The sequence below is a fragment of the Paenibacillus mangrovi genome (assembly GCF_022898935.1).
Lineage (GTDB): Bacteria > Bacillota > Bacilli > Paenibacillales > Paenibacillaceae > Paenibacillus_AQ > Paenibacillus_AQ mangrovi.
Genome location: NZ_JALIRP010000001.1, coordinates 383464 through 406666, shown reverse-complemented (window position 1 = coordinate 406666; position 23203 = coordinate 383464). Strand labels below are relative to the sequence as shown.

Here is a 23203-nt window from a genome sequence, read left to right as displayed (position 1 = left end):
CGAATAGTCAAGGAGCGGATGTACATATGAATCTGTTTAATCTGGAAGGTAAAACGGCATTGATTACCGGTACTTCCGGCGGTCTCGGCCAAGGTATTGCCATAGGCCTGGCTGAAGCCGGAGCTGATGTGGTATGTGTTGCCCGCAGCTCATCCCAGGAAGCCGTGCAGAAAGCGGAAGCCATGGGCCGCAAGAGCGCTGCAATCGAAGCTGATCTAAGCGATGCGTCAGGACTTCAGAAGGTATTCGATCAAGCCCTGTCATTAACGGGACGGATTGATATCCTCGTCAACAATGCGGGTACCATCCGGCGGACACCTGCCAAGGACCACAGCGCAAAAGACTGGTACGATGTCATTGACCTGAACCTGAATACGGTCTTCCTGCTGTCGCAGCTTGCTGGTAGACATATGATCGAACGGGGCAGCGGCAAGATTATTAATATCTGCTCCATGCTGTCCTATCAAGGTGGCATTAATGTGCCGGGTTATACTGCGAGCAAACATGGCATTGCCGGACTAACCAAGGCTTTTGCCAATGAATGGGCCGCAAGCGGCATCCAGGTCAATGGCATCGCTCCCGGATACATGATTACGGATAATACGGCTCAAATCCAAGCGGACGAGAAGCGCAAAGCTTCCATCACGGAACGCATTCCTGCTGGACGTTGGGGTACGCCGGAGGATATCCAGGGCGCAGCCATTTTCCTAGCCTCTTCCGCTTCCGATTATGTGAACGGGCATGTCCTGTGTGTGGACGGCGGATGGATGGCAAGATAGACAATTCTATATTTGGAGCAAAAAGACCGCATTCTCTCTTCTGGAGAATACGGTCTTTTCTATGCTTCAGCCTGCCCGCGGATACACCGACACAGGATTCCTCCATTCATAAAGTCGTTATCCATTTCAAAATCAAGGGATTCCCTGCTCCAATTCGATACGATCAGGAAACGTCTGCCGTCCAGTTTCCGCTCATAAGCGAAGACATGGGAATGTTCCTCACACGTTACTGTACATGCTGAGCCGCAGACGCAGCCTTTGATGTGTTTTTGCGAGCTTTCCATTTGATAGACATCCATGCAGAACCAAATGCCAGAATCACGAAAATCACACCCACCCAAGCGTTGTAATAAACCGATGAATTTTCAATAACAATACCTCCGATAGCCGAGCCCAGCGCGATGCCGATATGCGTAGCGGAACTGTTCAGGCTTTGCTGGATATTGGCCGATTCCGGAGCCGATCGCAGGAGATAGCTTTGCAGTGAAGGTGAAATCGACCAGCTTAAGGCGCTCCACACAATCATGACGATCAAACATACATAAACGGAAACGGTCGAAAGCGGCATTAGGAACATTACCACGGCAAACACACTAACGATCGTCAAAATGCTCTTTTCCGCACCGAATTTATCCGACACCCAGCCGCCAAGGCCTCCACCCATGACCGCAGCAATGCCGAAGATCAAGTAAAAAAAGCTAAGTGCTGAAGGCCCCAGATGCAGCGTTTCCTGCAGGAAAGGCGTCAGATAAGCATACAGCGTCAGATGACCTGTCAGCATCAGGACCGAAATCAGTTGTGCGAAAATGATTTTTCCGTTCTTCAAGGATGCCAGCTGCTGACGAAGTGGTACGGCTGCCTCCGGTTGTGTTTTCGGAAAGAAAATACTAATCGCAATCAGAGCAAGGACCGACAAAGCCGTAATCATAATAAACGGGGCACGCCAGCCAAAAGCATTCCCCAGCATCATACCAAGCGGAACACCAAGTACAAGCGACCCGCTGACGCCCATAAAAATCACGCCGATCGCTCTGGCTTTATATTGTTCTTCCGCCATCTGCGAAGCCATCGTAATCGAGAGAACCGTAATCAGTGCACCGCTTGCCGCCGACAAGACGCGCGCAATCAACATGATTGTAAAATTGGGACTTAACGAGGACAGCACGTTACCGATGATAAACACCAGCAAGGCGCATTGGTACAGTCTTTTCCGCTCCATCCGCGCGGTCGCCGTAAGCAGCAGAGGTCCCGACAGGGCAAACACGATTGAGTACAACGTGATAAGCTGCCCCGCAGCACTTACAGATATATGAAGATCCCCCGAAATGAGATCCAGAATGCCTCCTACGATCAGCTCTACCATGCCAATTACAAAGCAGGCGATCGCAAGAATGTAAATTTTAAAATTCATGTAAGAATTATGCTCCCTTCTATGATGTCGTCCAATTAGTTACTACCGCAATGGTAACCTATTACCCATTTGTCTTCAAGCCTAAATTTTTAGTCACACAATATAACCCCACAAAGTGGAGACTTTGCGGGGAGCCCCGGAAGTGATAAATTCTGAAAGATAAAAAAAACGGATAGAGCATCTGCTCTATCCGCTACCGGACCGAATCCATAGACTTTTAATACCGCAGCTGCAACAGCTGGGCCATGATTTCGGTATCCTTCATTAAGACGTCGTTGTATTTGGTTGTAATTTTGCTCAGGAGCACATCATGATGGAAATAATCCGTAAAGAAGCGCACAAACGGCTGCGATCTTGTCTTGATGGCCTGCCAGGCGTCATCCTCCACACCCGCGAAAATAACTTCCGCATCATCCACAATGAGCAGCCTGAAACGTTCAAGTGACACATGCTCCTTGTTTGGCTCCAGGATGACCAAATGCTGTAATTCGCTTGGGATGTCCCCCACTGACAACGCTTCAACAGAGATGCCCCCGCGCTCCTTCTCCTCGAGAATCGGCAAAAAATTTAGAAAATCATCCTTCCAGGACGAGTAACGGATCGACGAGACTGCCTCAAGCATCATTTGCTTGATCTGCGATTGTATCGATGTATCAGCCTTCAGGCTCCATACCCGGTCATCCACAATCTCCTTTTGCAGTTTTTGCTGCTCCAGCTCCTTGATGTCGGACTGAAACTCGGAGGTCAGCTTTTCGATGACCAGCGGGAGTGCTAAAGCCGTGTACAGCTTTTTCTTTTCCGAAATCGACTCGAGCACCATCCCCTTCTCTACCATCCGGGAAATGACCTCGTAGATTTTCGCTTTCGGCACACCGGAATGCTTGACGATCATCGTCGCATCCATCGGCTGCATCGTCGCTGCCAGCGTTTCATACACTTTACTTTCATATTGGGAAAACCCGAATTTATGCAACAAAACTTTCCAACCCCGATCTGTCGAACTTGGTATTAATATATCATAAATCGGGTTTTTGAGTAATCTTCAGCTCGTCCCAAACGCCTATTTCATTAGGGAATCAATAAAATTTTGCCTGTACTCTTACGGCTTTCCAAAAATCGGTGGGCTTCCGCACCTTCATACAAACCAAATCGGGGCGGCTCACCCAATCTTATACGACCTGCACGAATCTCTTCGAACAGCGCTTCGGCACGGCGGACTCGGTCTTCCCACGTAGTGACATGATTCCATAGGTCCCCTCCAGTTAGCGTCTTCGAAGTATCCATCAGCATTCTGGGATCAACCGGCTGCGGATCTCCACCTGACATGCCGTAAAAGACAACCGCCCCTCTGGTCCGAACGACGGCAAAGCTGTCCATCAGTGTTGAGCCTACGGAATCATAAGCTACGTGAACTCCCCCTCCGTCTGTCGACCTTGCAAGTACAGCCTTCGTCCACTTTTCATTGTACAGCATCACTTCGTCCGCTCCCGCTTCAAGCGCCACTTTTTTCTTGGCCTCACTTGAGGTAAGTCCGAATACACGAGCGCCTTTAGCCTTGCACAATTGGGTCAGCAGCTGACCTACGCCGCCTGCCGCTGCGTGTACGAGCACCTCTTCCCCTGACTGTACCGGGTAACTGTCGTGAACGAGATAATGAGCAGTAAGCCCCTGCAGCAGCACGGCAGAAGCTTGTTCGAACGATATATCACCAGGTAGCGGGATTACTTTGTCAACCGGAACCGACACCAGCTCCGCATTGGCAAACGGCACATCGGCAAAAGCGATACGGTCTCCTGTACTCAGCCCGCTTACACCTGGTCCCACCTGCTCTATGACGCCTGCCCCCTCATAGCCAAGAATATAGGGAGGCGTTCCCTTTAAGTGATAATTGCCTTTTCTACGGTAAATGTCGGCGAAGTTCAGACCAATCACCTTCATCCTCACAATCACATGACCGGCAGAAACTTCAGGATCCGGAATGTCTCTGTATTCGAGTACTTCTGGTCCGCCAAAATGATCAAACACCAGTGCTTTCAAAGGGCTACCTCCCATCCTTCTATTCATGCCCGCTTATTGTACCCATAACGGAGATTAACGAATATAAGGCTAGGGGTAAAGAGGCGAATACTACATTTCTCCAATCGCAAGAAGGATATTTTAATAAACAAACAGAAAAAGTATCCTACTGTACGTTTCAAGGGTGTTCCATATCTCGGAATGTAAGCGCTATATTTCTGTTTGAGGTGGATACTATGCTTAATTCATTTATAAAGTCCAAAGTGTTTCAACGCTATGTTTTATCTTATCTGATCATTTTCTTCGTCCCGTTTAGCGTCATGATCTTGTTTATTTACCATCAAACGGACGAAACATGGAATAATGAAGTCGAACAGACCAATATGAACAAATTGCTTCAGGCCAGTGAGTTGACCAACAATCGGATCAAGGAAATGAACCAGATTGCTGCCCGAATCACGTATGACTCGGATCTGACGCCCTATAGGGTCAGTCATCCCTACAGCAGCCGGGAGGCAATCGGGAAATTAGGTATTTACAAATCTTCAACGGCCATTATCGATGAAATTCTGCTCTACTATCGAGATTCGCAAAATATGTATTCGGACCGGGGCTACTACTCTGTCGACACGCTACTGAAGCGGGTACTGGGGGCGAATGACGTACAAAAGGAACGTTTCCTCAATCTCATCAAAGGGCTCAAGACGGCTACTGTACTGCCTGCGGACTACTTCGAATCGACAGGAAACAAGAGACCGGGCACGATGCTGTTTTTATGTCCCATTCCACTGCAAGAGACGAACAAACATGGAACAGTCATCTATTTTGTCAAAGACGATGTGTTTCAGAGCATGATTCAGAGTACACTCGGCGACTTCAAAGGCAATGTTTATATTACAAACGACAATAACGATATCATATTATCCCAGAGCAACGGCGGGGAGCTCCAATTCAAAGACTTGGCATCCGTCGATCTGTCGGCAACAGGTGTCTCGCAAGCAACCATTCATCATACGAAATATTCCGTGGTCAAGGTCCACTCGAGGGAAACCGGTTGGACGTTCGTGACGGCCATGCCGACCGCGCAATTCTTCAAGAAAGCGTTTCATCTTCCAATGCTCTTGCTGCTTATCGCTGGGTGGTTAATCCTTACTGGATTGACCCTGGCTCTCCTCTTTGCAGTACGCCAATATCGACCGGTTAATCGGATGCAGGAACGGATGTCTATACAGAAACCTTATGTTCGAGATCAGTGTTTGTTGAAGCTACTGGGTGGAAGTTGGGAGGATCCGGACAATATTCGCGAGGTTTGTGCGATGTCCGGCATTGTTTTTCCATTCCCTTATTTTTTTGTGGTCTATATTTCCTGTGATGATATGTTCTCACATGAAGCACATGCGAGGAGCGCACTGCTGAAGAAACTGGAAGGCTGGGATCTGCAGAATGCGGTTGGCTTTGGTGTGGAGCTTATTCATGACCATGCGGTCGCTGTCTTGATGAATTGCCAGACTGAAGATGCGACATCCATAGAAAATACGGTCCGAAGCTTGGGGCAGCAGAAGGCGGACTCGGACAGGGGCATGACGATGGGGGTTGGCGGGATATACGACGATATCACACGCGTATATAGTTCGTACATTGAGGCCTCGGCGGCAACGGATTATAAGCTTGCCAGCGATAGCGGAACCGATGCGGTCGTTTATTTCAAGCAGGCAAGAGACCGGAAAGAAACGAGTGGTTGGTATCAGAGCGATCTTCACCTCAAGCTTACGCAAAGTTTAAGAAAGGGCAATAAACAGGCGGCGGCGGAAACGCTCGGTATGATGCTGCATCAACTCAAAACGCTGCGCGTGCCAATTGATTTGCTTCGATGCTATTGCTTTGATGTCATTAATATCTTCTTCCGGGCGGCGACAAGTGTGGAATATGCGAATGTTGAACTGGAAGAGAAAATAGTCAATTTTTCCTCAATGGAGGACTTGGAAGCTCTGTTGTACCAATTTAATGAAAAAATCTGCCAACAGGCAACCCAAAATAAGGAGATGGAGCGCCTGCTGCTGAGTGAGCAGATTGTTCTTTATATTCAGGAGCATTTCAGAGAGAGCGATTGCAGTCTTGAGGGAACTGCTGCCCACTTTACATTGTCTGAATCTTATCTTAGCCGATTTATCAAGGAGAAAACGGGAATTACCTTTATGCAGTATTTGTGGGAGCTCCGGTTGAATGCGGTCAAGAGGGAGCTTGAGCATACCGACAAGCCGATAAGAACCCTCGTTCAGGAGGTGGGTTACTTTGATACGCCTAATTTCATCCGCAAATTCAAGAAGGCGGAGGGATTGACTCCAGGCGAATACCGCAAACGAAGAACAGAATAATTCATCCATTGAATAAAGAAGGAGCACTTTCCATACCGAATGTGCTCCTTTTTGATTCTGCAAGCCATTGTCATTTGGCAAATCGCACATTTTCAAGGTCAAAAATCACATATCCTTTACCGCGTATACGTCTTTAGGCGTCAAGTATTCGATGTTGTGCATTGTCATTTGAGAAATGGCATATTTACGACAATTTTGGATCGGACATACAATAAAAGCGCATCCAAACGCCGGTGTTTATGGATATGCACATCATCATTTTAGGGGAGGAGATACATTTGAATACGGTAGAAGCCTTGGATCAAGCCGGTCAAGGCACTGACCGGGTGTCGCAATCAGCGATCGCTACGGTTCTTAGAAACTTTAGAAGAACATGGCAGCTATACGTACTGCTTCTTCCCGCGCTGCTCTATTTTTTCATCCTGCATTATATTCCGCTTTATGGAGTACAGATTGCGTTCAAGGATTACATGGCCACCAAGGGGATCTGGGGAAGCCCATGGATCGGCCTGGATCACTTTCAGCGATTCTTTAACTCCTACTATTTCAAGGATCTCATTCGAAATACGCTCGTCCTCAATGTGTATGGGTTGCTGTTGTTTCCTTTGCCAATTCTATTAGCGCTTTCATTTAATGAGGTGAAGAATGCAACGTTCAAGAAATGGGCGCAGACGATTACTTATGCCCCCCATTTTATTTCAACGGTTGTTATGGCAGGCATGGTTATTGCCTTTCTTGACCCCGAGACTGGACTGATCAACAGCATCATCAAAGTTTTTGGAGGCAACGCGATCCCTTTCCTGATCATTCCGCAATGGTTTAAGCACATCTTCGTATGGTCGGGTCAATGGCAAGGCCTTGGATGGGGAGCGATCATTTATCTGGCCGCCCTCGCGGGAGTGAATCCTGATCTACACGATGCTGCGTCTGTTGATGGTGCATCACGAATACGCCGTATATGGCACATCAACATTCCTGCCATTATGCCGACTGTTATCATTTTGTTTATTTTGACGATGGGGAGCTTCATGTCCATTGGCTTCGAGAAGGTATTGCTGCTCCAGAACGCCTTGAATATGTCATCGTCCGACGTCATTCAGACGTTCGTGTACCGCAGCGGTCTGCTGCAATCGGAGTACAGTTTCTCGGCGGCAGTTGGGCTGTTCGATTCGCTTATTAATGTCGTCTTACTGGTTCTGACCAATCTAGTGGCCAGAAGAACAACAGGCAACAGCCTATGGTAAGGGAGGGAAACACTAACATCATGTATCGGAGTTTATCTACTGACCGGGTATTTGATTTTATCAACAACGGGCTGCTGCTGATTGTCATCGGGATGATTCTTTTTCCCCTCTTGTTCGTCGTGTCCGCATCCATTAGCGATCCTAATCTTGTGAATATGGGGCAGGTGTGGATATGGCCGCGAGGTATTACATTCGAGGGCTACCAACGCATTCTGCACAACAACGAAATATGGATGGGGTATTTAAACAGCATTGTGTACACGGTCCTCGGAACATTGCTCCATCTGGTCGTACTGCTGCCATGTGCCTACGCGCTCTCGAGAAAAGAATTAATGGGTAAAAAGCTGATCATGTGGTATTTTCTCTTGACCATGATGATTGGCGGAGGCCTGATTCCAACTTATTTGCTGGTGAAACAATTAGGCATGCTTAACACGATATGGTCAATGGTCATTCCCGGTGTGGTGGGAGCGTGGGATATCCTGGTGGCAAAAACTTTTTTTCAGCAAAATGTACCTGATCCACTCGTTGAAGCGGCTAAAGTGGATGGAGCGTCTTACTTCTATATTTTTCTTCGTGTCGCTCTGCCCCTTTCCTTACCCATTATTGCGGTCATGTCGCTCTTTCATGGGGTTGGATTGTGGAATCAGTATTTCAACGCGCTGATTTATTTAAACGATGACAGTATGTATCCGCTGCAATTGGTGCTTCGCAAAATTCTCGTCACCCAGGAGATGCGTTCCGAGAATTTATCAAGCAGTGCGATTCAGGGAGAAGCCTTGGCGGCGCAAGCCCGCATCGCATCCATCCTGAAATATGGTGTTATCGTCGTGTCCTCTCTCCCGCTGCTTATTGCTTACCCTTTCTTGCAGCGATTCTTTCTGAAGGGTGCTCTGGTCGGTTCCATTAAGGAATAACAATATTCGGTCAAAAAGGGGATTGGAATAGATGAAAAAATGGCTAACCTTCTGTCTGTCTTGTACGATTGTTGGGTCGATGCTGCTTAGCGCTTGCTCGAATGGCGGAGGTAATAAACCTGAGGATGCGCAAGAAAACCGGGAACCGAGCGGCAATTTCAATGAAGCAGGATTTCCTATTGTTAAAGAACCGATAAAGGTATCGATGATGGGAGCCCGTCACCCGCTTGTCGGTGAATGGAAAAATTTAGAGTTCTTTAAGGAAATGGAGCAGAAGACCAACATTCAGTTTGAATTCAATACGCCACCGACGGCGAATTATGGTGAGAAGAAGAATCTGGCCTTCGCTAGCGGCGAACTTCCAGACGTTTTCTTCGGTGGCCAGTTAACCGCGGACGATGAGGTAACGTATGGTAAACAAGGCGTTCTTATCCCGCTGGAAGGACTGATCGAGAAATATGCACCGAATATTGAAAAGATGTTCGCTGAGCATCCGGAAATTAAAAAATCGATCACCGCGCCGGACGGTCATATTTACGCGCTGCCATCCATTAACTTGTCATCCATCGACAAACTGTCAACTACGTGGATCAACGGTAATTGGCTGAAGAAGCTGGGTATAACGGAGCTCCCCCATACGACGGATGAGTTTTATGAACTGTTGACCGCGTTTAAGGAGAAGGACCCTAACGGCAACGGCAAGCCGGACGAAATCCCGCTAACCTCGATTAATCTAGGTGACGTTCGCGGCTTCCTTTTACCCGCCTTTGGCATTGTTGGAAGAGCGCATATCGTAAAGGATGGCAAGGTCATCTATGGAGCCGTTCAGCCTGAATATAAAGAGTACGTGACGTTTATGAACAAACTATGGAAAGAGAAGCTGCTTGATCCGGGTACGTTCTCTCAGACGCTAGAGCAGAAAACTGCCAAGGGCAATGCGGGACAGATCGGTGTATTCAGGGATGCACTCCCATACCTTACCTTGGGCGGAGATGCCGAGAGTTCCATCATTCATCCGGTTCTGCCCGCCCTTACCAGTTCTGCTGATCGTAAACCGATCGTTCCCGAGGGGCCTGGCATGACACGGGGAACGTTCGCTATTACGAACAAAAGTAAAGATCCGGAAGTATTGATAAGATGGGTCGATTACTTGTACAGTCCAGAAGGAGAAATATTGGTCCACTACGGAAAAGAAGGGAATCTGTGGGAATGGGCCGACTCGGAGAAGAAGCTGCGTAAATACAGGAAGCCGCCTGAGGGCATGAATCTTGAAGAATATCGCGGCGGCAGCATTACACCCGCTGTCGGTGTAGCGATCCCGATGTTCACCACCAATGAAGTGGAAGCCAACTGGAAAGATACCATGCATCAATTCCGGATTAAAGAAGTAGACGAGAAGCTGGCACCTTATGGCGAGCCCGTGTTCCCCTATATCTATTTACTTCCGGAAGAGCGGCAGCAGATCCAGGGCATAGAAACCGACCTGAATACCTATGTGGAGAGTATGGAAGCCAAATTTGTGACAGGCGAAACGCCACTGGAGAAATGGGATACCTTCCTGAAAACGATTGAGGATATGCGTGTAGACAAGCTGCTCGAAGTGTATCAGACTGCCTATGACCGTTGGGCTGGAGCGAACTAATATAAAAAAGGGGTTGAATATCATGAAGATGGTCCAAAAAAGAGAATGACATCACCTCTCTTTTTAGATACTGATTGACTCATGGTGGATCACTTGCATATAGCGGGTAGACAGATCATTAATAAGTAATTGAACATGCATAGAGAAAAAGAAATGGCTGCCGGTTTAAACTGTACCCTATTGAGTAGACACTTTAAAAAAAGTCTCTCGATAGGGTACAGTTTATTTTGGCCTCAGCTTCTTTTCACTCAAATGGTGACTGTCTTTTATGAAAAAGGATACCAAAAATTTCGAAGCACGTTAACCTTCAGCCAGATCCCCGCCCCAAGCAACACGACCCCAAGGACAGCAATAGTCCAGTCCAAAGACTTCATGTCCTTGCCGCTGTACCAGGTCCGGCGCTTCTGCGTGCCGAAGCCACGCAGCTCCATCGCATTCGTGACTGAATCGATCCGGTGCAGGGCCGATTGCAGAACAGGCACGACGACGGCCGCCAGGTTACGTAGACGCTGCATGATGCTGCCGTCCTCCTTGGAGATACCCATGCCGCGGGCTTGCATCGAATTCAAGGTGCTGCGGAACTCTTCCGTCAGGTCCGGGATATACCGCAGTGCAATGCTGACCGCATATGCAATCTTGTAAGGAATGCCGATGCGGTTCAAGCTGCATGCAAACTCGCTGGGCTGCGTGGTGAAGATACACAGGATCGTGATCGGCAGCAGCGTCAGATATTTGGCTGACAGCGTTAAGACGTAAAATAACGTTTCCGCATTGATCGTATTATAGCCTAGCGGAATGACCGGTGTATCTGTTCCGGTAAGTCTGGTTCCGAATGTCGGCGTAATTAGCAAGATAAAGATCCCGTTCAGCACGGTGAAAATAATCATCAGCCAGAACAAAAAGGCCATCCGCTTAAAAGGAATCCCTGCGGTGACGAGCAGCGCGATGCCCACGATCAGCATCGGCACGAACACGCGCAGATCCAAAAACATGTATGTCATGACCGTCCAGGCCATGAAGAGTACCAGCTTGACAGCTCCGTCCAGCCGGTGAAACAGCGAGTTCCCCGTTACATAGAGGCTTCCCGTTCTATTCATGGCCTTTCCCCTTTTTCTCTTCGTTGATAAAAGCTTGCACGAACCGTTCCGGCGAAGCCAGCCCGTTCGCTTTGGCAAACAAGGACAGCGAGGTTTCCTTCAGATGGGCGGCTTTCGTAATTTCCGGACTGCTCAGCACAGCCGCGACCGAATCCTCGGCAATGACGTGGCCTCCGCTGAGTACGATAGCCCGAGCAGCATACTCCAGCGCCAAATACATGTCATGGGTAATCAGGAGAAATCCCATGCCGCGAGCGGACAAGGAAACGATGAAATCCATGAATTCCTTGTAATGATGGTAATCCTGACCTGCAGTCGGCTCGTCCAGAATGATTAGTTTAGGCTCCAATACCAGAATGGAGGAGATGCTGAGCCGTTTCTTCTGCCCGTAGCTGAGTGCGGAAACTGGCCAATTGCGGTACGGGTACAGCCCGCAAATCCGCAGCGCTTGTTCGACGCGCTCCTTCATCTCCGCCGCAGGTACTCCCCTAACTTTCAGCCCGAGACCAACCTCTTCAGCAATCATATGCTGCGTAATCATCCGGTTCGGATTTTGCATGACATACCCGATGGCTTCGCCGCGGCGGCGGATGGACCAGGAGCTGATATCCTGCCCGTCATACGATAATCCGCCTGACTGAGGCTTCAGAATACCTGTGATCAGCTGCGAAAGCGTCGATTTGCCGGCCCCGTTGTTGCCCAGCAGAGCGACAACCTCGCCCGCGCCGATCTGCAGGGACACATCCTGAATGACCGGCTGCTTGGGATCATATCCGAACGTAAGGCCACGGACCTCAAGCAAGGCTTGCGCTTGCCTGTGCTCCTGCTCCACTCCCACTTGTTCGCTCCATGAATCAAGCTTTGACTTTAATCCCGGAATGTCCAGCGCCTGCGGATGACTTAGTCCGGTCACGCCGGTAACCGGCAGTCCGGCATATTCGAGCGCATCCACGTAAAGCGGCGGTCTCAAGCCGTAGCTGCGCAATATACCGGAAGACAATATCTCATCCGGCGTACCAATCGCAGCAATCCGTCCTTCATTCATCAGCACGATCCGGTCTACAGCCTGCTGCAGAACATCCTCGACACGGTGCTCGATAATGATGACCGTCTTCCCGCTCTGGCGGTGAATATCGTCGATAAGCTGCATCGCCTTGCGCCCGCTGGCCGGATCCAGGTTCGCTAAAGGCTCGTCAAAAAGAAGCACTTCCGCATCGGTGGACAGGATGCCAGCCAAGGACACACTCTGCTTCTGGCCTCCCGAAAGCTCATACGGGCTCTGCTCGATATATTCAAGCATGTCAACCATATCTAACGCGGCCGCCACCTCCTGCTTCATCTGAGGGCGGGGCATCGCTTTATTTTCCATGACAAAGGCGGTATCTTCAGCGACGGTAAGCCCCACGAACTGAGAATCCTGGTCCTGCAGGATGGTCCCAACCGTGCGGCTCAGCTTGAAAATGCTTAAATCGGACGGGTTCTGGCCGCCGATCTTCAGGCTTCCGGTGGCTTCTCCCCCGTATGTAAAAGGAATAAGCCCATTGATACAATGGGCCAATGTCGATTTGCCGGAGCCGCTGGGTCCCGCGATCCAGATCTTCTCCCCCGGATAGATATCCAGCGTAATCTCCTTCAGCGTGGGCTCCGACTGATTTTTATATTTAAATCCATATTGTTGAAACGAGATGATTGGCTGCATAACAATTAAAAACTCCTATCTCTTCGGTGCTGCAGGCACCTACTCGTTGACGCTCAAATTACTGACTTTGGCGTTTCTTTTCGCGAAGCCGATGACGGCCGGAACGCCCAGCACCAGAAATACGATCATATTGGAAATCGAAGCGGCGGTTACCTGTACGACCAATTTGTCGGACGGCTCTCCCATGAAGGCAATATCAAACCAGCCGGAGAACAAGAGCGACAAAATGATGCCGACGATCCCGTATACGATAAACAAACCGATGTGTTTTCCTTTATACGAACCGTTTTGCGGGTCAAATCCCTTGGATAAATAAATAAGTCCCATAAATGCGGCGGTGATGCCTGAGCCAAGCGCCCAGCCCCACCATACTGTACCGCTCGTCAGCAGGTCGTTCAGCACATGGCCGATGAGCCCAGCAATAAACGCGACAACCGGGCCGAACAGAGCGCCAAAAATCGCCAGCAGTGCAATCGCCGGACGCAGCGAGGTATCGGGTCCCACGGGAATACCAATAAAGCTGGTGGCTCCATATAGGGCCGCACCGATGCCGATCGTCACCACTGTTCTTGTGTTCAACTGAAAAATGGATTTCTTCAAAGCAGAGTCACCTTTCCCAAACTGAATATTCAAGCATTGTTCAACTTCCAAAGACGAACATTGAACGTAGATTGTACTTTTAATATAAGGGTAGTTGGACATGAAAGGCAAAACTTTTTTTGGAAAACAGTACAAAGAATTTATTCTATAAAGTGTGAACTGCCGCGAAAAGCCATTAGTGAAAGCACAAATATCCCATCGAACTCATCGGATATATTGTGAATATTGGAATGTTTGCTTTTTAGACCCATTCCTCTCATCAGCAAAGCTTCCGAATCTTGAGTTAGTTAGTAGAACATGGTATTCTTTTTTAAATCCGAACTTAGGCGGACAACAAAGGCCTATTTATTTTGATTAGCAGTCAGTTGGCAAGCCCTCCTACAAAAAAATAAAGGTGATTTGAACATGATGATTTATAGTCGTATTGCGATCATGATGCCCCCATTTCCCTAGCTAGGCTTATATTTCTTTAATTCCAGAATATGAGCCTGTAGGAGGGCGAACACAAATGAAAAAAAATACAGTACCTTCTTTGCTGTTAATGATTGTTCTAGTGGCTTTTCCGCAAATTAGCGAGACGATCTACACACCGTCATTACCGGATATTGCTTTTGCGCTTGAAACCACCAATAATTCCGTACAGTTGACTTTAAGCATCTATTTTATCGGTTTTGCTTTTGGCGTCTTCTGTTGGGGCTGGCTTTCCGATTTTATTGGACGAAGACCTGCCATGCTTGGCGGCCTCATTGTCTACGGCATTGGAAGCTTGATGTGCTTTTACGCCGATTCTATCGAATGGCTTCTTTTCAGCCGTTTCATACAAGCCTTTGGAGCTGCGACAGGGTCGATCATTACACAGACGATTCTTCGCGAAAGTGTTTCGGGAAATAAGCGGCATGCCATGTTCGCCCAAATATCTGCTGTCATTGCTTTTACACCCGCAGCAGGGCCGCTTATTGGCGGATGGGTCGACCAAGCTCTGGGTTTTAGAGCCGTTTTCCTGGTACTTGTGATCATGAGCGTCTTGCTGTTCATCTATGCCTTTTTGAAGCTACCCGAAACAACCGATGTTTCCAGAAGAAACAAGGTCTTCATACTGCCGATAGCGAAAAAGATGCTTTCATCACCTCGGGTGCTTGTGTTTGGACTTCTGATCGGCGGCATCAACGGGATATTATTCAGTTACTACGCCGAAGCTCCCTTTATCTTTATTGAACATTTCCATATGTCGCCGGGAGTCTATGGTTTTCTGGGTATTATTGTGGCTTTGGCCTCTATTGTAGGCGCCATGATATCAAAAAGATTGTTAAACATCTATGCACCTGAAAAGATCATCCATATGGGCTGTCTGGTTATGACCATCGGGGCTTTACTATTAACCGTCGCGAGCAGCCTTACAGCGCTGCCTGATCCGGTAGTCATTGGATGTATTTTAATGAGCGTGTTTGTCTTGTTAATGGGCGCCGGCATCGCTTTGCCTAATTGTTTAAGTCTGGCTCTTGTCCAGTTCCATGATGTGGCAGGAACGGCAGGCGCGATATTCAGCTTGGGATATTACCTGCTGGTCAGTTTAACGACATGGGGCATGAGCTCTCTCCACAACAGTTCTCTCGTGACGATGCCAATCTATTTCTTGATTTTAAGCGCCGGAATGTGGCTGCTTAGTAAAGGGTATATCACGAAGGAATGACCTTTCTGGTTATAATAAAAGAGTGATTACGCTATCCTAAGCCTTAAAGGAGAATCGTAACGGGGCCTAATATTTTTGAGAATCCACCATGTGGAATCCATTGTTTAATAAAAAGCGGCAGTCTGGAATTTGATTCAAGGATCCAGGCTGCCGTTTTTAATCCGAAAATAGGATGGAGCCAAGTTGTCTTGGCGGCCGCAGATCACTCATGATAGCGATGAATTCCAACGCGGCAAAAGCACGTTCTGCTCATAATCCTTTGCTTGCTCCAGCCAAGTTTCCCGTACCGGTACGCCAGTCTTCAGACAGTAGTAGTCCCATACCGCACCGAAGGGATAGCTTTTAAACTCTTCGGTTAGCGCAAGGCGTGTGGTATAGTCCCCTTCGAGCTCGGCTTGTTTCAACGTTTCCACGGGTTCTAGCATCGCACGAAGCAGCGCTTTAATCGTGCTGCGCGTTCCAATTACCCAAGCGGCCACCCGGTTGATACTCCCATCGAAAAAGTCGAGCCCGATATGTGTGACGTCCAGCAACCGGTGCCGCACCAGCTCCCGTGCAATCTCAAGCAGCTCATCGTCCATAACAACGACATGGTCGCTATCCCATCTCATGGGACGGCTGACATGTAGAAGAAGTCCACTGGTGAACAGCGCAAGTGAGGACAGCTTGCCCGAGATGGTCTCGGTCGGGTGAAAATGCCCGGAGTCCAGACATGTGAGCTTCTGGTTCTTAATTGCGTAACCCATGTAAAATTCATGTGAACCGACAACATACGCTTCCGAACCTAGACCAAACAGTTTGCTTTCAACTGCGTCCACGTTGAATGCAGGATCAATGGGCTCGGCAAACACTTCGTTAAGTGATTCCATAAGTCGCTTTCTTGGAGCCATACGGTCCACAGGCGTATCCTTGTACCCGTCAGGTATCCAGATATTCGTAACGCAGGTCTGCCCGAGCTGCTCCCCGAAGTAAGCTCCGATTCTACGGGACGCTTTGCAGTGGTCGATCCAGAATTGCCGAATCGAGGCGTCCGGGTGGCTTAAAGTAAAGCCCTCCTTTGATTTCTCATGAGAGAAACAGGTCGGATTGAAGTCCAGCCCCAGGCCTTGCTCCTTGGCCCATTCCACCCAGGGCTCATAGTGATGCGGCATGATTTCATCCAGATCCGGTTTTTCGTCCGTATCTGCGTAGATGGCATGCAGATTCACTTTATGTCTGCCTGGAATCATGCTGAAGGCCTGCTCCAGATCCTGCCGCAATTCACCAGCGGTCCTGGCTGCTCCAGGATGGCTGCCTGTCACGGATATGCCGCCGCTGAGGTCCTGATCCTGAAATAGAAACCCACGGACATCGTCTCCTTGCCAGCAGTGAACGGAAATTTTGATCTTATCAAGCTGTTCAAGAACCTGGTCCGTGTCAATGCCGTGTTTGGCGTACTGCTCCCTTGCGAGTTCATAGGCTTTTTCGATTTCGTTCGACAACATGAACCCTCCCCGGCCTCTGTGGATTATAACTTGACTTGCTTCATATCGGGATAATATGTTTTCTGATGCACGTTTATCCATAGTGATGACTGCACCTTCCAATTTTTCGCTCTCAAGCATATTCCAGTTAAAGGTGGGAAGTATAATGTTAGATTTCAATAGAACAAAGTGAAGTTTTATGGGGAGAATCAAAAACCGTTTTCACCTGACCCCTAAATAAGTTTTTAATAATAACCAAGGGGGATTTGCTGCTGTGCTACGATTGTTTCTGCTGATTAGTGTTTCATTAATCATAGTCTTTTCACCATTAAATGCTTATGCACTCTCCCCCAACCAGGATCAAGACAAGGAAGAAATAATGGTTTTTTTGCGGCAATTATTTACGGATCGCAATAAATTGCTTATTAATCAACAGCCGAAAACCATTCAGAAGTATTATGTTTTATCCGAGGCTGGAAGCCGCCACGCTTATCAAATGGAACTAAAACGCGCAAAGTACATCAACGCGTGGACCGAAAAACGCGGTCTTGGGCTTGTAAAGGCTGAACCGAATATTCGAATCGCCCGTTTAAAAGGGAATGGGGATCAAGCCAGCATTTCTTTAGTACAATCCGTCAAGATTTCTTACAACTACAAATCGTTGTCCCTTCCCCCGCAATCATTTGGAATCGGTACCCGGCATGCCCTCACGTTAAAAAAGACGGGCGACGGATGGGTGGTAAAAAAGGAGTGGTATTTGGATCCACTTGAAGAAAACCCGGATTTAATACCAAACTCCCCTGCTGGCTTTCCATATCTTTCGCCCGATCATAACGCAACGAATAAAAAAGGACGATACAACCGGGAACGTGCTGTTGCTTACGCAAATAAATATGCGGGATTAGCCTCGGGAGCCGGAAATAACAATCGATATAACCGGAAGTATAAGGATTATACGTCCCTTGGAGGAGACTGCACCAATTTTGCCTCCCAAGTTCTTGGCGACGCGAAGGAAGGCGGAGGATTACCTATGTCGGGCGCATGGGGGCATCGGGGAAGCGGAATCCGTGCATGGGTACAAACGGATGCCTTTGAACATTTCTTGCTTTACTCCGGATATGGTCGCCTGATGGCAAAAGGAACCTTTGAAGAAATTACTCGATCGGGCGGAAAACATCAACATGGCGCAATCGCAAAACTTCAGCCTGGGGATTTAATCGGCTACGAACTTAAAGGGGATACGGATCATTTTTCCATTGTTGTTGGACAAGATGATAACGGCTATCCTTTGGTCAACTCGCATACCGTAGATCGCTATCGCGTACCATTTGATTTAGGTTGGGATAAATTCACAAAATATATATTGATCCATATTAACAATTGAAGGTCATCATGAAGTCTACCCCTACAGTCTCATTCATATAATGATGTGGACAAGAGTGTTTGGGGTGAAAAAATGAATCTTCCCTCCTTTATTAAACAGACCGCGCTACGTTCTATCGCTATTTTTCTTGTGAAGGCCATAGGACTCGCTTTTCGTATTCCATTGTTTCGAATACTTGGATCCGAAGGAACAGGCATCTATCAGATTGTATATTCGATTTATGGTTTTACGCTTACGCTCATTTCCGGCGGTTTTCCAACATCCTTGGCGCTGATGACTGCCAAAGACAAAACGCGGGGCTGGCAATTTTTCAGAAATATGAGCATCCCCTTTTTTGTTTTTGGGACAAGTATTGGCCTTCTTTGTTATGTGCTTGCACCCTATATTGCGATTTTTCTGGGGGATGGCAAACTGGCCATACCCATCCGTTTTATGGCGCCGGCCCTTGCAATCGTGCCGCTGCTGCAGTTGTATCGCGGTTTCCTGCAAGGCTTGGAACATTACGGAATTGAGTCCGCTTCTCAGCTCATTGAACAAATCGTTCGCGTCATCACGATGCTTTTTCTCGTTGTCGTGTGGATGAAATATGGCATTCATACTTCCGTGGGAGGGGCCGTTTTCGGCGCATTTACGGGAGCCTTGGTCGCGTTAGGATTCCTTTGGATGCTGCACAATAGCAAAAAATTGCCCTCATTTACCATTAGATATGGTCGTCATGAAAAAAAATCCATTCGCTGGTTAGTTTTTGGTCCCGGGTTATTTTGGTTCATCAAGTCATCACTTGCCATTACATTAACACGTTTAATGGTCCCTGCATCCGATTTCCTCGATGCCATCATTATACCGAACCGCTTGCAAATTTCAGGTCTTAGTCAATCTGAAGCCTTCGCCATATTTGGCGAAATTTTCGGAATGGCGGCAACGATCGTATATTTGCCTACCATTATTACTGCTGCACTATCGTTTACGATTGCCCCTAAATTAACGGCTGATTGGGAAAACCAAAAGAAAAGAGATTTTGTTGTGCGTTCTAATTTATCTTTAGAAATTGGATGGTTTTGGGGGATTGGTTCAATCGGATTTCTTTTTTTTCATGCGGATGAGTTAGCCATGTTCATCTTTGGCAGCACAAGGGCAGCCGATGCCATTCGATATTTGTCTTTTGTGCCCCTCATTACGGGGATGCGCGAATTAACGACAACGATGTTATGGGCGGCAGATCAAAAGAGAATACCCTTGATTGGCTTATTGTTCGGTTTAATTTGTTCAGCAGCATCTGCATACTTCCTGGTGGCGATCCCGAACTTTGGATATGCCGGTGCAGCAATTAGTATCCTGGGGTTAGAACTCTCTTCCCTTCTTTGGAACGCTGTGTTTCTGCGGAAACGCTGCATAGGCATCTTTCCTTTGTTTCCACTATTACTCAGTTTGATTTTTCTGGCTGCAATCGTTTTTTTGTACCCTTCATTCGAATCTTTTTTACTTTACATCGGAGCGGAATCAGCCATCATCCGGTCAACCAGCAGAATACTTTTTCTAACCATTTGCTTAATCCTATATCTAGTGCTTCGATTTTGGCGGAAACTAAGGCTGCCATAGGTGGCGCTGCCACACCAGCCTTGGCGTAATTTTATGTAAAAAAGGGGGAGAGCATTTTCTCCCTCTTATTTTTATATGTCAATGCATCTTTGCTTGCTCCCGATATTGATGGGGAGTAACGCCCTCCATGCTTTTAAAAAGCCGGTGAAAATAAGTTACGTTATCGAACCCAAGAATGCTGGAAATGTGCTACTTAAGCCAGCGAGCACTGACAACTGTTCTAAATTGAAGCATGATGCCGGATGATGATCAATGTAGGCTTTTGCTTTAAGAACTCCGTTCAGATGTCTCCGAAGAGAATGGTGCCGAGCGGCTAACACGGCTTCATCATTTCTCGTTTGATAAAGTTTGTGCAACAGCTGCATTAGCAATGTTTTCAAAGTGAATTGATTGCCCTTCCCCGATAGAACACACTCCTCGAAGATGTTTTTAAACAGCATTTCCCACTCAGGATTCTCTATTGCCTCTTTAAACATCGGAAAAATTTCTTTCCAATACTTATCGGCATTTCCGGTTTCGGCGTCGTTGTTTAAAGATAACGGGGCATGGTAAATTTGTTCTTTGGCTGGATTATAGGATATGTCGAAAACAACCATGTAGCAATAATAAGGTGCAAAGCCTTGCACTTTTATACCGGGAGGGCGAAAAAACAAATTTCCCTTACGTGCATTATGTCTTTTGCCCTCTCCTTCTCATCATCATGACGTACAATTCATCCTCCTTTTATAGTTGAAAGAGCATCTCTACACTTTCACTATACAGAGGCTGACAAATACTAAAATTAAATAAAATAAACTTTCCTACAAAAAAACGCTATTATGGTCACCAAAAAATACACTTTTCTTTTAATTTCCGACTACCGAACCTATCCCGCTGCCAGACCCTGTTATGTTTACAACCTGGCCACTTATCCGGATTTTTTTACAAGGTTTCTGTATTGGACGGGCGTCAGCCCATGCTCTTTCTTGAACAAGGTGAAGAAGTGGCTTCGGCTGGAGAAGCCCGACTGCTGCATGACATCCAATATCGTTTCGTTGGTCGTCGCAATCAATTCAGTTGCGTGTGTTAGACGAACCTGATTGATATAGTCGTTCACGGAGATGAGGAGGTGCTTCTTGAATAGTTTTCCCAAGTATGAAGAGGAAAAGCCCACTTCACCCGCAACCGTATCAAGCGACAACGCCGGATTGGCGAAGTCTCTCTGGATTATTCGGCTGACGTCCTCGAGCAAATTCTTATATTTGAGGTCTTTTTTGGATTCCAGCTCTTGTGCCAAATGCTCGAACAGCTCGTGAAAATCGGATTTGATCTTATCCAAAGTCTCGATAGTTTGCAGCTTGTTCAGGTACGAATGAAAGTTGAAGTTTACTTTGATCGAGTGATTGGCTTCCAGCAATTCAAGCGCGTATCGAATGGACAGCAGCAATCGGATCAGCACCGAGTTGAGAACCGTATAGCTGTACGAGGACGCATGGCCGATCATGCCCATGAGCAGCCGGTCCGCTTCCTGGAAGCGTCCTTGAATCAGTGCGTCCGTCAGCTCCTTTTCCTTATCCTGAGGATATTTGAAATCTTCATTCCGGTTGCTGATGCTGCTCTCCGTGATGATTGCTTGATGTCCCAAGATCATGCGGTAATACGAAAGATCAAGCAATTTTAAATAATGGAAATTCAAATTTGAGATTGTTTCGAAAGGCTCGCTGATCGTAACGGAAACAGATAGGCTCAAATATTTTGACACCTTCTGCTGGATTTCTTGTACGAGCGCAAATAGTTGTTCCTGCCCAGGCGGCTCTTCTCTTTCGTTGAAGTTAATCCAGACGAGAATTTGATCATCTTCAACTTCGATACATTCATGATTATAAACACCGGAGAGAAGCTCCGAGACGATGTTCATCATACCGAACTTCAGTAAACCTCGATCTCTCGAGCGATATTTCGAGCAAAACTCCGAGAAATGATCGATTTTAAGGAGCAAGAGCAGGAATGAACCAGCAGGATCAATGGCAATCCGGTATTTATGAAAAGCGCTGTGAAGAAAATGGGCGGAGCCGAAATCGTTGGTCTGTACCAGTTTCCTTAAACACTCCTGCTTGCGGTTATAAAACTCATCCTTCTTCTCCATCTCCAGGCTGCGATAGTTCTGAATTACGAGCTTGACGGGCACATAGAGCCTTCGCGAGAAATAGAACATGATCAGCATGCTTAAGGTGAGGAAAATCAGCATAAGCAGATAAGTTTTCTTTTTCATGGACTCGATTTCCTGGACGATCTTGGTATAAGGAGTAACGCTAACCAGCTTCCAGCCAAAAACACCTGTATCCGTGTACGTGATGAACGAATCGACTCCGTCGGCATCCATGCGCATACTGCCTGACATTCCCTTCGAGGAATTGATGATTCGGGTATATTCAGATCCGTTCATATCGCTAAGCAGCGGATGGTTCGGATCTCTAGACATCATCCTGCCATTCGAGTCGAGAATGAACATACGATTATCGTTCAATTGATGGGATGTACTAATACTCCGCTTGATCCAATCCTCGGATATGTTCAGAATAAGAGCCTCGTCTACTTTTCCGTTCTGCAGCTGAGTGTCAAAAAACAAGTACGAGTATACGTTGATCTCTGAAGGCGCTCCAGTTGAGATTCCGGACATCACATTTGGAATTTTACGCAAAACGATACTGTGAGACCGGTTATTCTTGATATCGTCTAGGATCTGAAATATGCCTTTGTCTGCAAAGGTTGCCCGATTATAAACGAAACTTTCGCTCGGTACCGAATAAATCGTTTGACCATTGTAAATATAGATCGATTGGAGAAACGGGTAAATGTTCTTGTAGGATTCTATTTTCGTCTGATATTTCACATAATCTTCTGCCGCTACATCCGAATACAGCAAATCTTTGATCTTATCGTCAAAAAAAGCGGTGATGGCGAGCGATCTGACCGAATCAGCCATCGACTGAACATTCCGGCTCGTATTTTGCAGTTCGGTTTTCTGCTGGTTGTAGATCATCTGAAGCGCAAAGTCTTCAAAATTCTGTTTCAAAATAGAGGACTGAACGAACAGCAAGACCACTACGCTGAGCAGAAACGGTAGCGAAATCGTCAAAAAGAGCTGAAACGGATTTTTCAAAACAAGCTGCTTAAACATGCCCCTATCTCCTCCCCTAAATATGTCTATCATATTGGTAATTTTCGGTAAAACAAGCGGCTCCAATTATGAAATATCAAAAATCAGAACAAGAAACCAAATTAAGAACTCGAATTTTACTCCGTAC

18 protein-coding genes are annotated in these 23203 nt (G+C 47.2%); 8 read left to right on the top strand and 10 right to left on the bottom strand.

Annotated features, from left to right (window positions below; all coding sequences use genetic code 11):
- Nucleotides 1-26: 26 nt before the first annotated feature.
- A complete protein-coding gene (kduD, locus tag MUG84_RS01735) occupies nt 27-779 on the top strand; it encodes a 2-dehydro-3-deoxy-D-gluconate 5-dehydrogenase KduD (RefSeq protein ID WP_244718568.1) in 753 nt (250 codons plus the stop codon).
- A gap of 226 nt (nt 780-1005) precedes the next feature.
- Here the strand turns inward: kduD and MUG84_RS01730 are convergent, their stop codons facing one another.
- The 3 genes from MUG84_RS01730 to MUG84_RS01720 all read right to left on the bottom strand — a co-directional run bounded on the left by MUG84_RS01730 (nt 1006) and on the right by MUG84_RS01720 (nt 4227).
- Entirely contained in the window at nt 1006-2190 is a 1185-nt protein-coding gene (locus MUG84_RS01730; RefSeq protein ID WP_342346085.1) for an MFS transporter, read from the bottom strand.
- Nucleotides 2191-2407: 217 nt separating this feature from the next.
- Nucleotides 2408-3166, bottom strand: coding sequence for a TrmB family transcriptional regulator (locus MUG84_RS01725; protein WP_244718565.1), 759 nt, complete (start codon nt 3164-3166; stop codon nt 2408-2410).
- A gap of 92 nt (nt 3167-3258) precedes the next feature.
- Entirely contained in the window at nt 3259-4227 is a 969-nt protein-coding gene (locus MUG84_RS01720; protein ID WP_244718562.1) for a quinone oxidoreductase family protein, read from the bottom strand.
- A 215-nt stretch (nt 4228-4442) separates the two neighbouring features.
- On the opposite strand from MUG84_RS01720, the gene MUG84_RS01715 reads away from it, so the two are divergent.
- From MUG84_RS01715 to MUG84_RS01700, 4 genes are all read left to right on the top strand, one after another.
- Complete coding sequence (locus tag MUG84_RS01715; protein WP_244718559.1) at nt 4443-6581, top strand: helix-turn-helix domain-containing protein; 2139 nt, start codon at nt 4443-4445, stop codon at nt 6579-6581.
- A gap of 326 nt (nt 6582-6907) precedes the next feature.
- Entirely contained in the window at nt 6908-7825 is a 918-nt protein-coding gene (locus MUG84_RS01710) for an ABC transporter permease (RefSeq protein ID WP_244720882.1), read from the top strand.
- Nucleotides 7826-7845: 20 nt separating this feature from the next.
- Nucleotides 7846-8742, top strand: a complete 897-nt coding sequence (locus MUG84_RS01705; RefSeq protein ID WP_244718556.1) for a carbohydrate ABC transporter permease — start codon at nt 7846-7848, stop codon at nt 8740-8742.
- 31 nt (nt 8743-8773) lie between these two features.
- On the top strand, nt 8774-10384 hold the full coding sequence (locus MUG84_RS01700) for an extracellular solute-binding protein (RefSeq protein WP_244718552.1): 1611 nt from the start codon (nt 8774-8776) through the stop codon (nt 10382-10384).
- Nucleotides 10385-10650: 266 nt separating this feature from the next.
- On the opposite strand, the gene MUG84_RS01695 is transcribed toward MUG84_RS01700, so the two are convergent.
- From MUG84_RS01695 to MUG84_RS01685, 3 genes are read right to left on the bottom strand one after another with little or no spacing between them, the layout of a single operon-like run.
- Complete coding sequence (locus tag MUG84_RS01695) at nt 10651-11481, bottom strand: energy-coupling factor transporter transmembrane component T family protein (RefSeq protein ID WP_244718549.1); 831 nt, start codon at nt 11479-11481, stop codon at nt 10651-10653.
- The gene (locus MUG84_RS01690; RefSeq protein ID WP_244718545.1) at nt 11474-13180 is read right to left on the bottom strand and encodes an ABC transporter ATP-binding protein; all 1707 of its coding nucleotides are present in this window, start codon (nt 13178-13180) and stop codon (nt 11474-11476) included. The genes MUG84_RS01695 and MUG84_RS01690 overlap by 8 nt, the downstream gene beginning before the upstream one ends.
- Before the next feature lie 39 nt (nt 13181-13219).
- A complete protein-coding gene (locus tag MUG84_RS01685) occupies nt 13220-13780 on the bottom strand; it encodes an ECF-type riboflavin transporter substrate-binding protein (RefSeq protein WP_244718542.1) in 561 nt (186 codons plus the stop codon).
- A gap of 508 nt (nt 13781-14288) precedes the next feature.
- Here MUG84_RS01685 and MUG84_RS01680 point away from each other — a divergent pair.
- Nucleotides 14289-15470 carry a multidrug effflux MFS transporter gene (locus tag MUG84_RS01680; protein WP_244718538.1) on the top strand — a complete coding sequence of 394 codons (1182 nt, stop codon included), beginning with the start codon at nt 14289-14291 and terminating at the stop codon, nt 15468-15470.
- A gap of 206 nt (nt 15471-15676) precedes the next feature.
- On the opposite strand, the gene rhaA is transcribed toward MUG84_RS01680, so the two are convergent.
- Complete coding sequence (gene rhaA, locus MUG84_RS01675; protein ID WP_425313115.1) at nt 15677-16954, bottom strand: L-rhamnose isomerase; 1278 nt, start codon at nt 16952-16954, stop codon at nt 15677-15679.
- A gap of 253 nt (nt 16955-17207) precedes the next feature.
- On the opposite strand from rhaA, the gene MUG84_RS01670 reads away from it, so the two are divergent.
- Complete coding sequence (locus tag MUG84_RS01670; protein WP_244718534.1) at nt 17208-18317, top strand: amidase domain-containing protein; 1110 nt, start codon at nt 17208-17210, stop codon at nt 18315-18317.
- Between the two features lie 72 nt (nt 18318-18389).
- Nucleotides 18390-19916, top strand: a complete 1527-nt coding sequence (locus tag MUG84_RS01665; protein ID WP_244718514.1) for a polysaccharide biosynthesis protein — start codon at nt 18390-18392, stop codon at nt 19914-19916.
- A gap of 78 nt (nt 19917-19994) precedes the next feature.
- On the opposite strand, the gene MUG84_RS27580 is transcribed toward MUG84_RS01665, so the two are convergent.
- From MUG84_RS27580 to MUG84_RS01655, 3 genes are all read right to left on the bottom strand, one after another.
- Nucleotides 19995-20093 (bottom strand): AraC family transcriptional regulator, encoded by a 99-nt coding sequence (locus MUG84_RS27580; RefSeq protein ID WP_425313139.1) that lies wholly within the window; start codon nt 20091-20093, stop codon nt 19995-19997.
- Nucleotides 20072-20569 (bottom strand): hypothetical protein, encoded by a 498-nt coding sequence (locus MUG84_RS01660; RefSeq protein WP_244718511.1) that lies wholly within the window; start codon nt 20567-20569, stop codon nt 20072-20074. Before MUG84_RS01660 ends, MUG84_RS27580 begins: the two co-directional genes overlap by 22 nt.
- Before the next feature lie 254 nt (nt 20570-20823).
- Nucleotides 20824-23076: an AraC family transcriptional regulator gene (locus tag MUG84_RS01655; protein WP_244718508.1), complete on the bottom strand. Its 2253-nt coding sequence runs from the start codon at nt 23074-23076 to the stop codon at nt 20824-20826.
- Nucleotides 23077-23203: the final 127 nt, after the last annotated feature.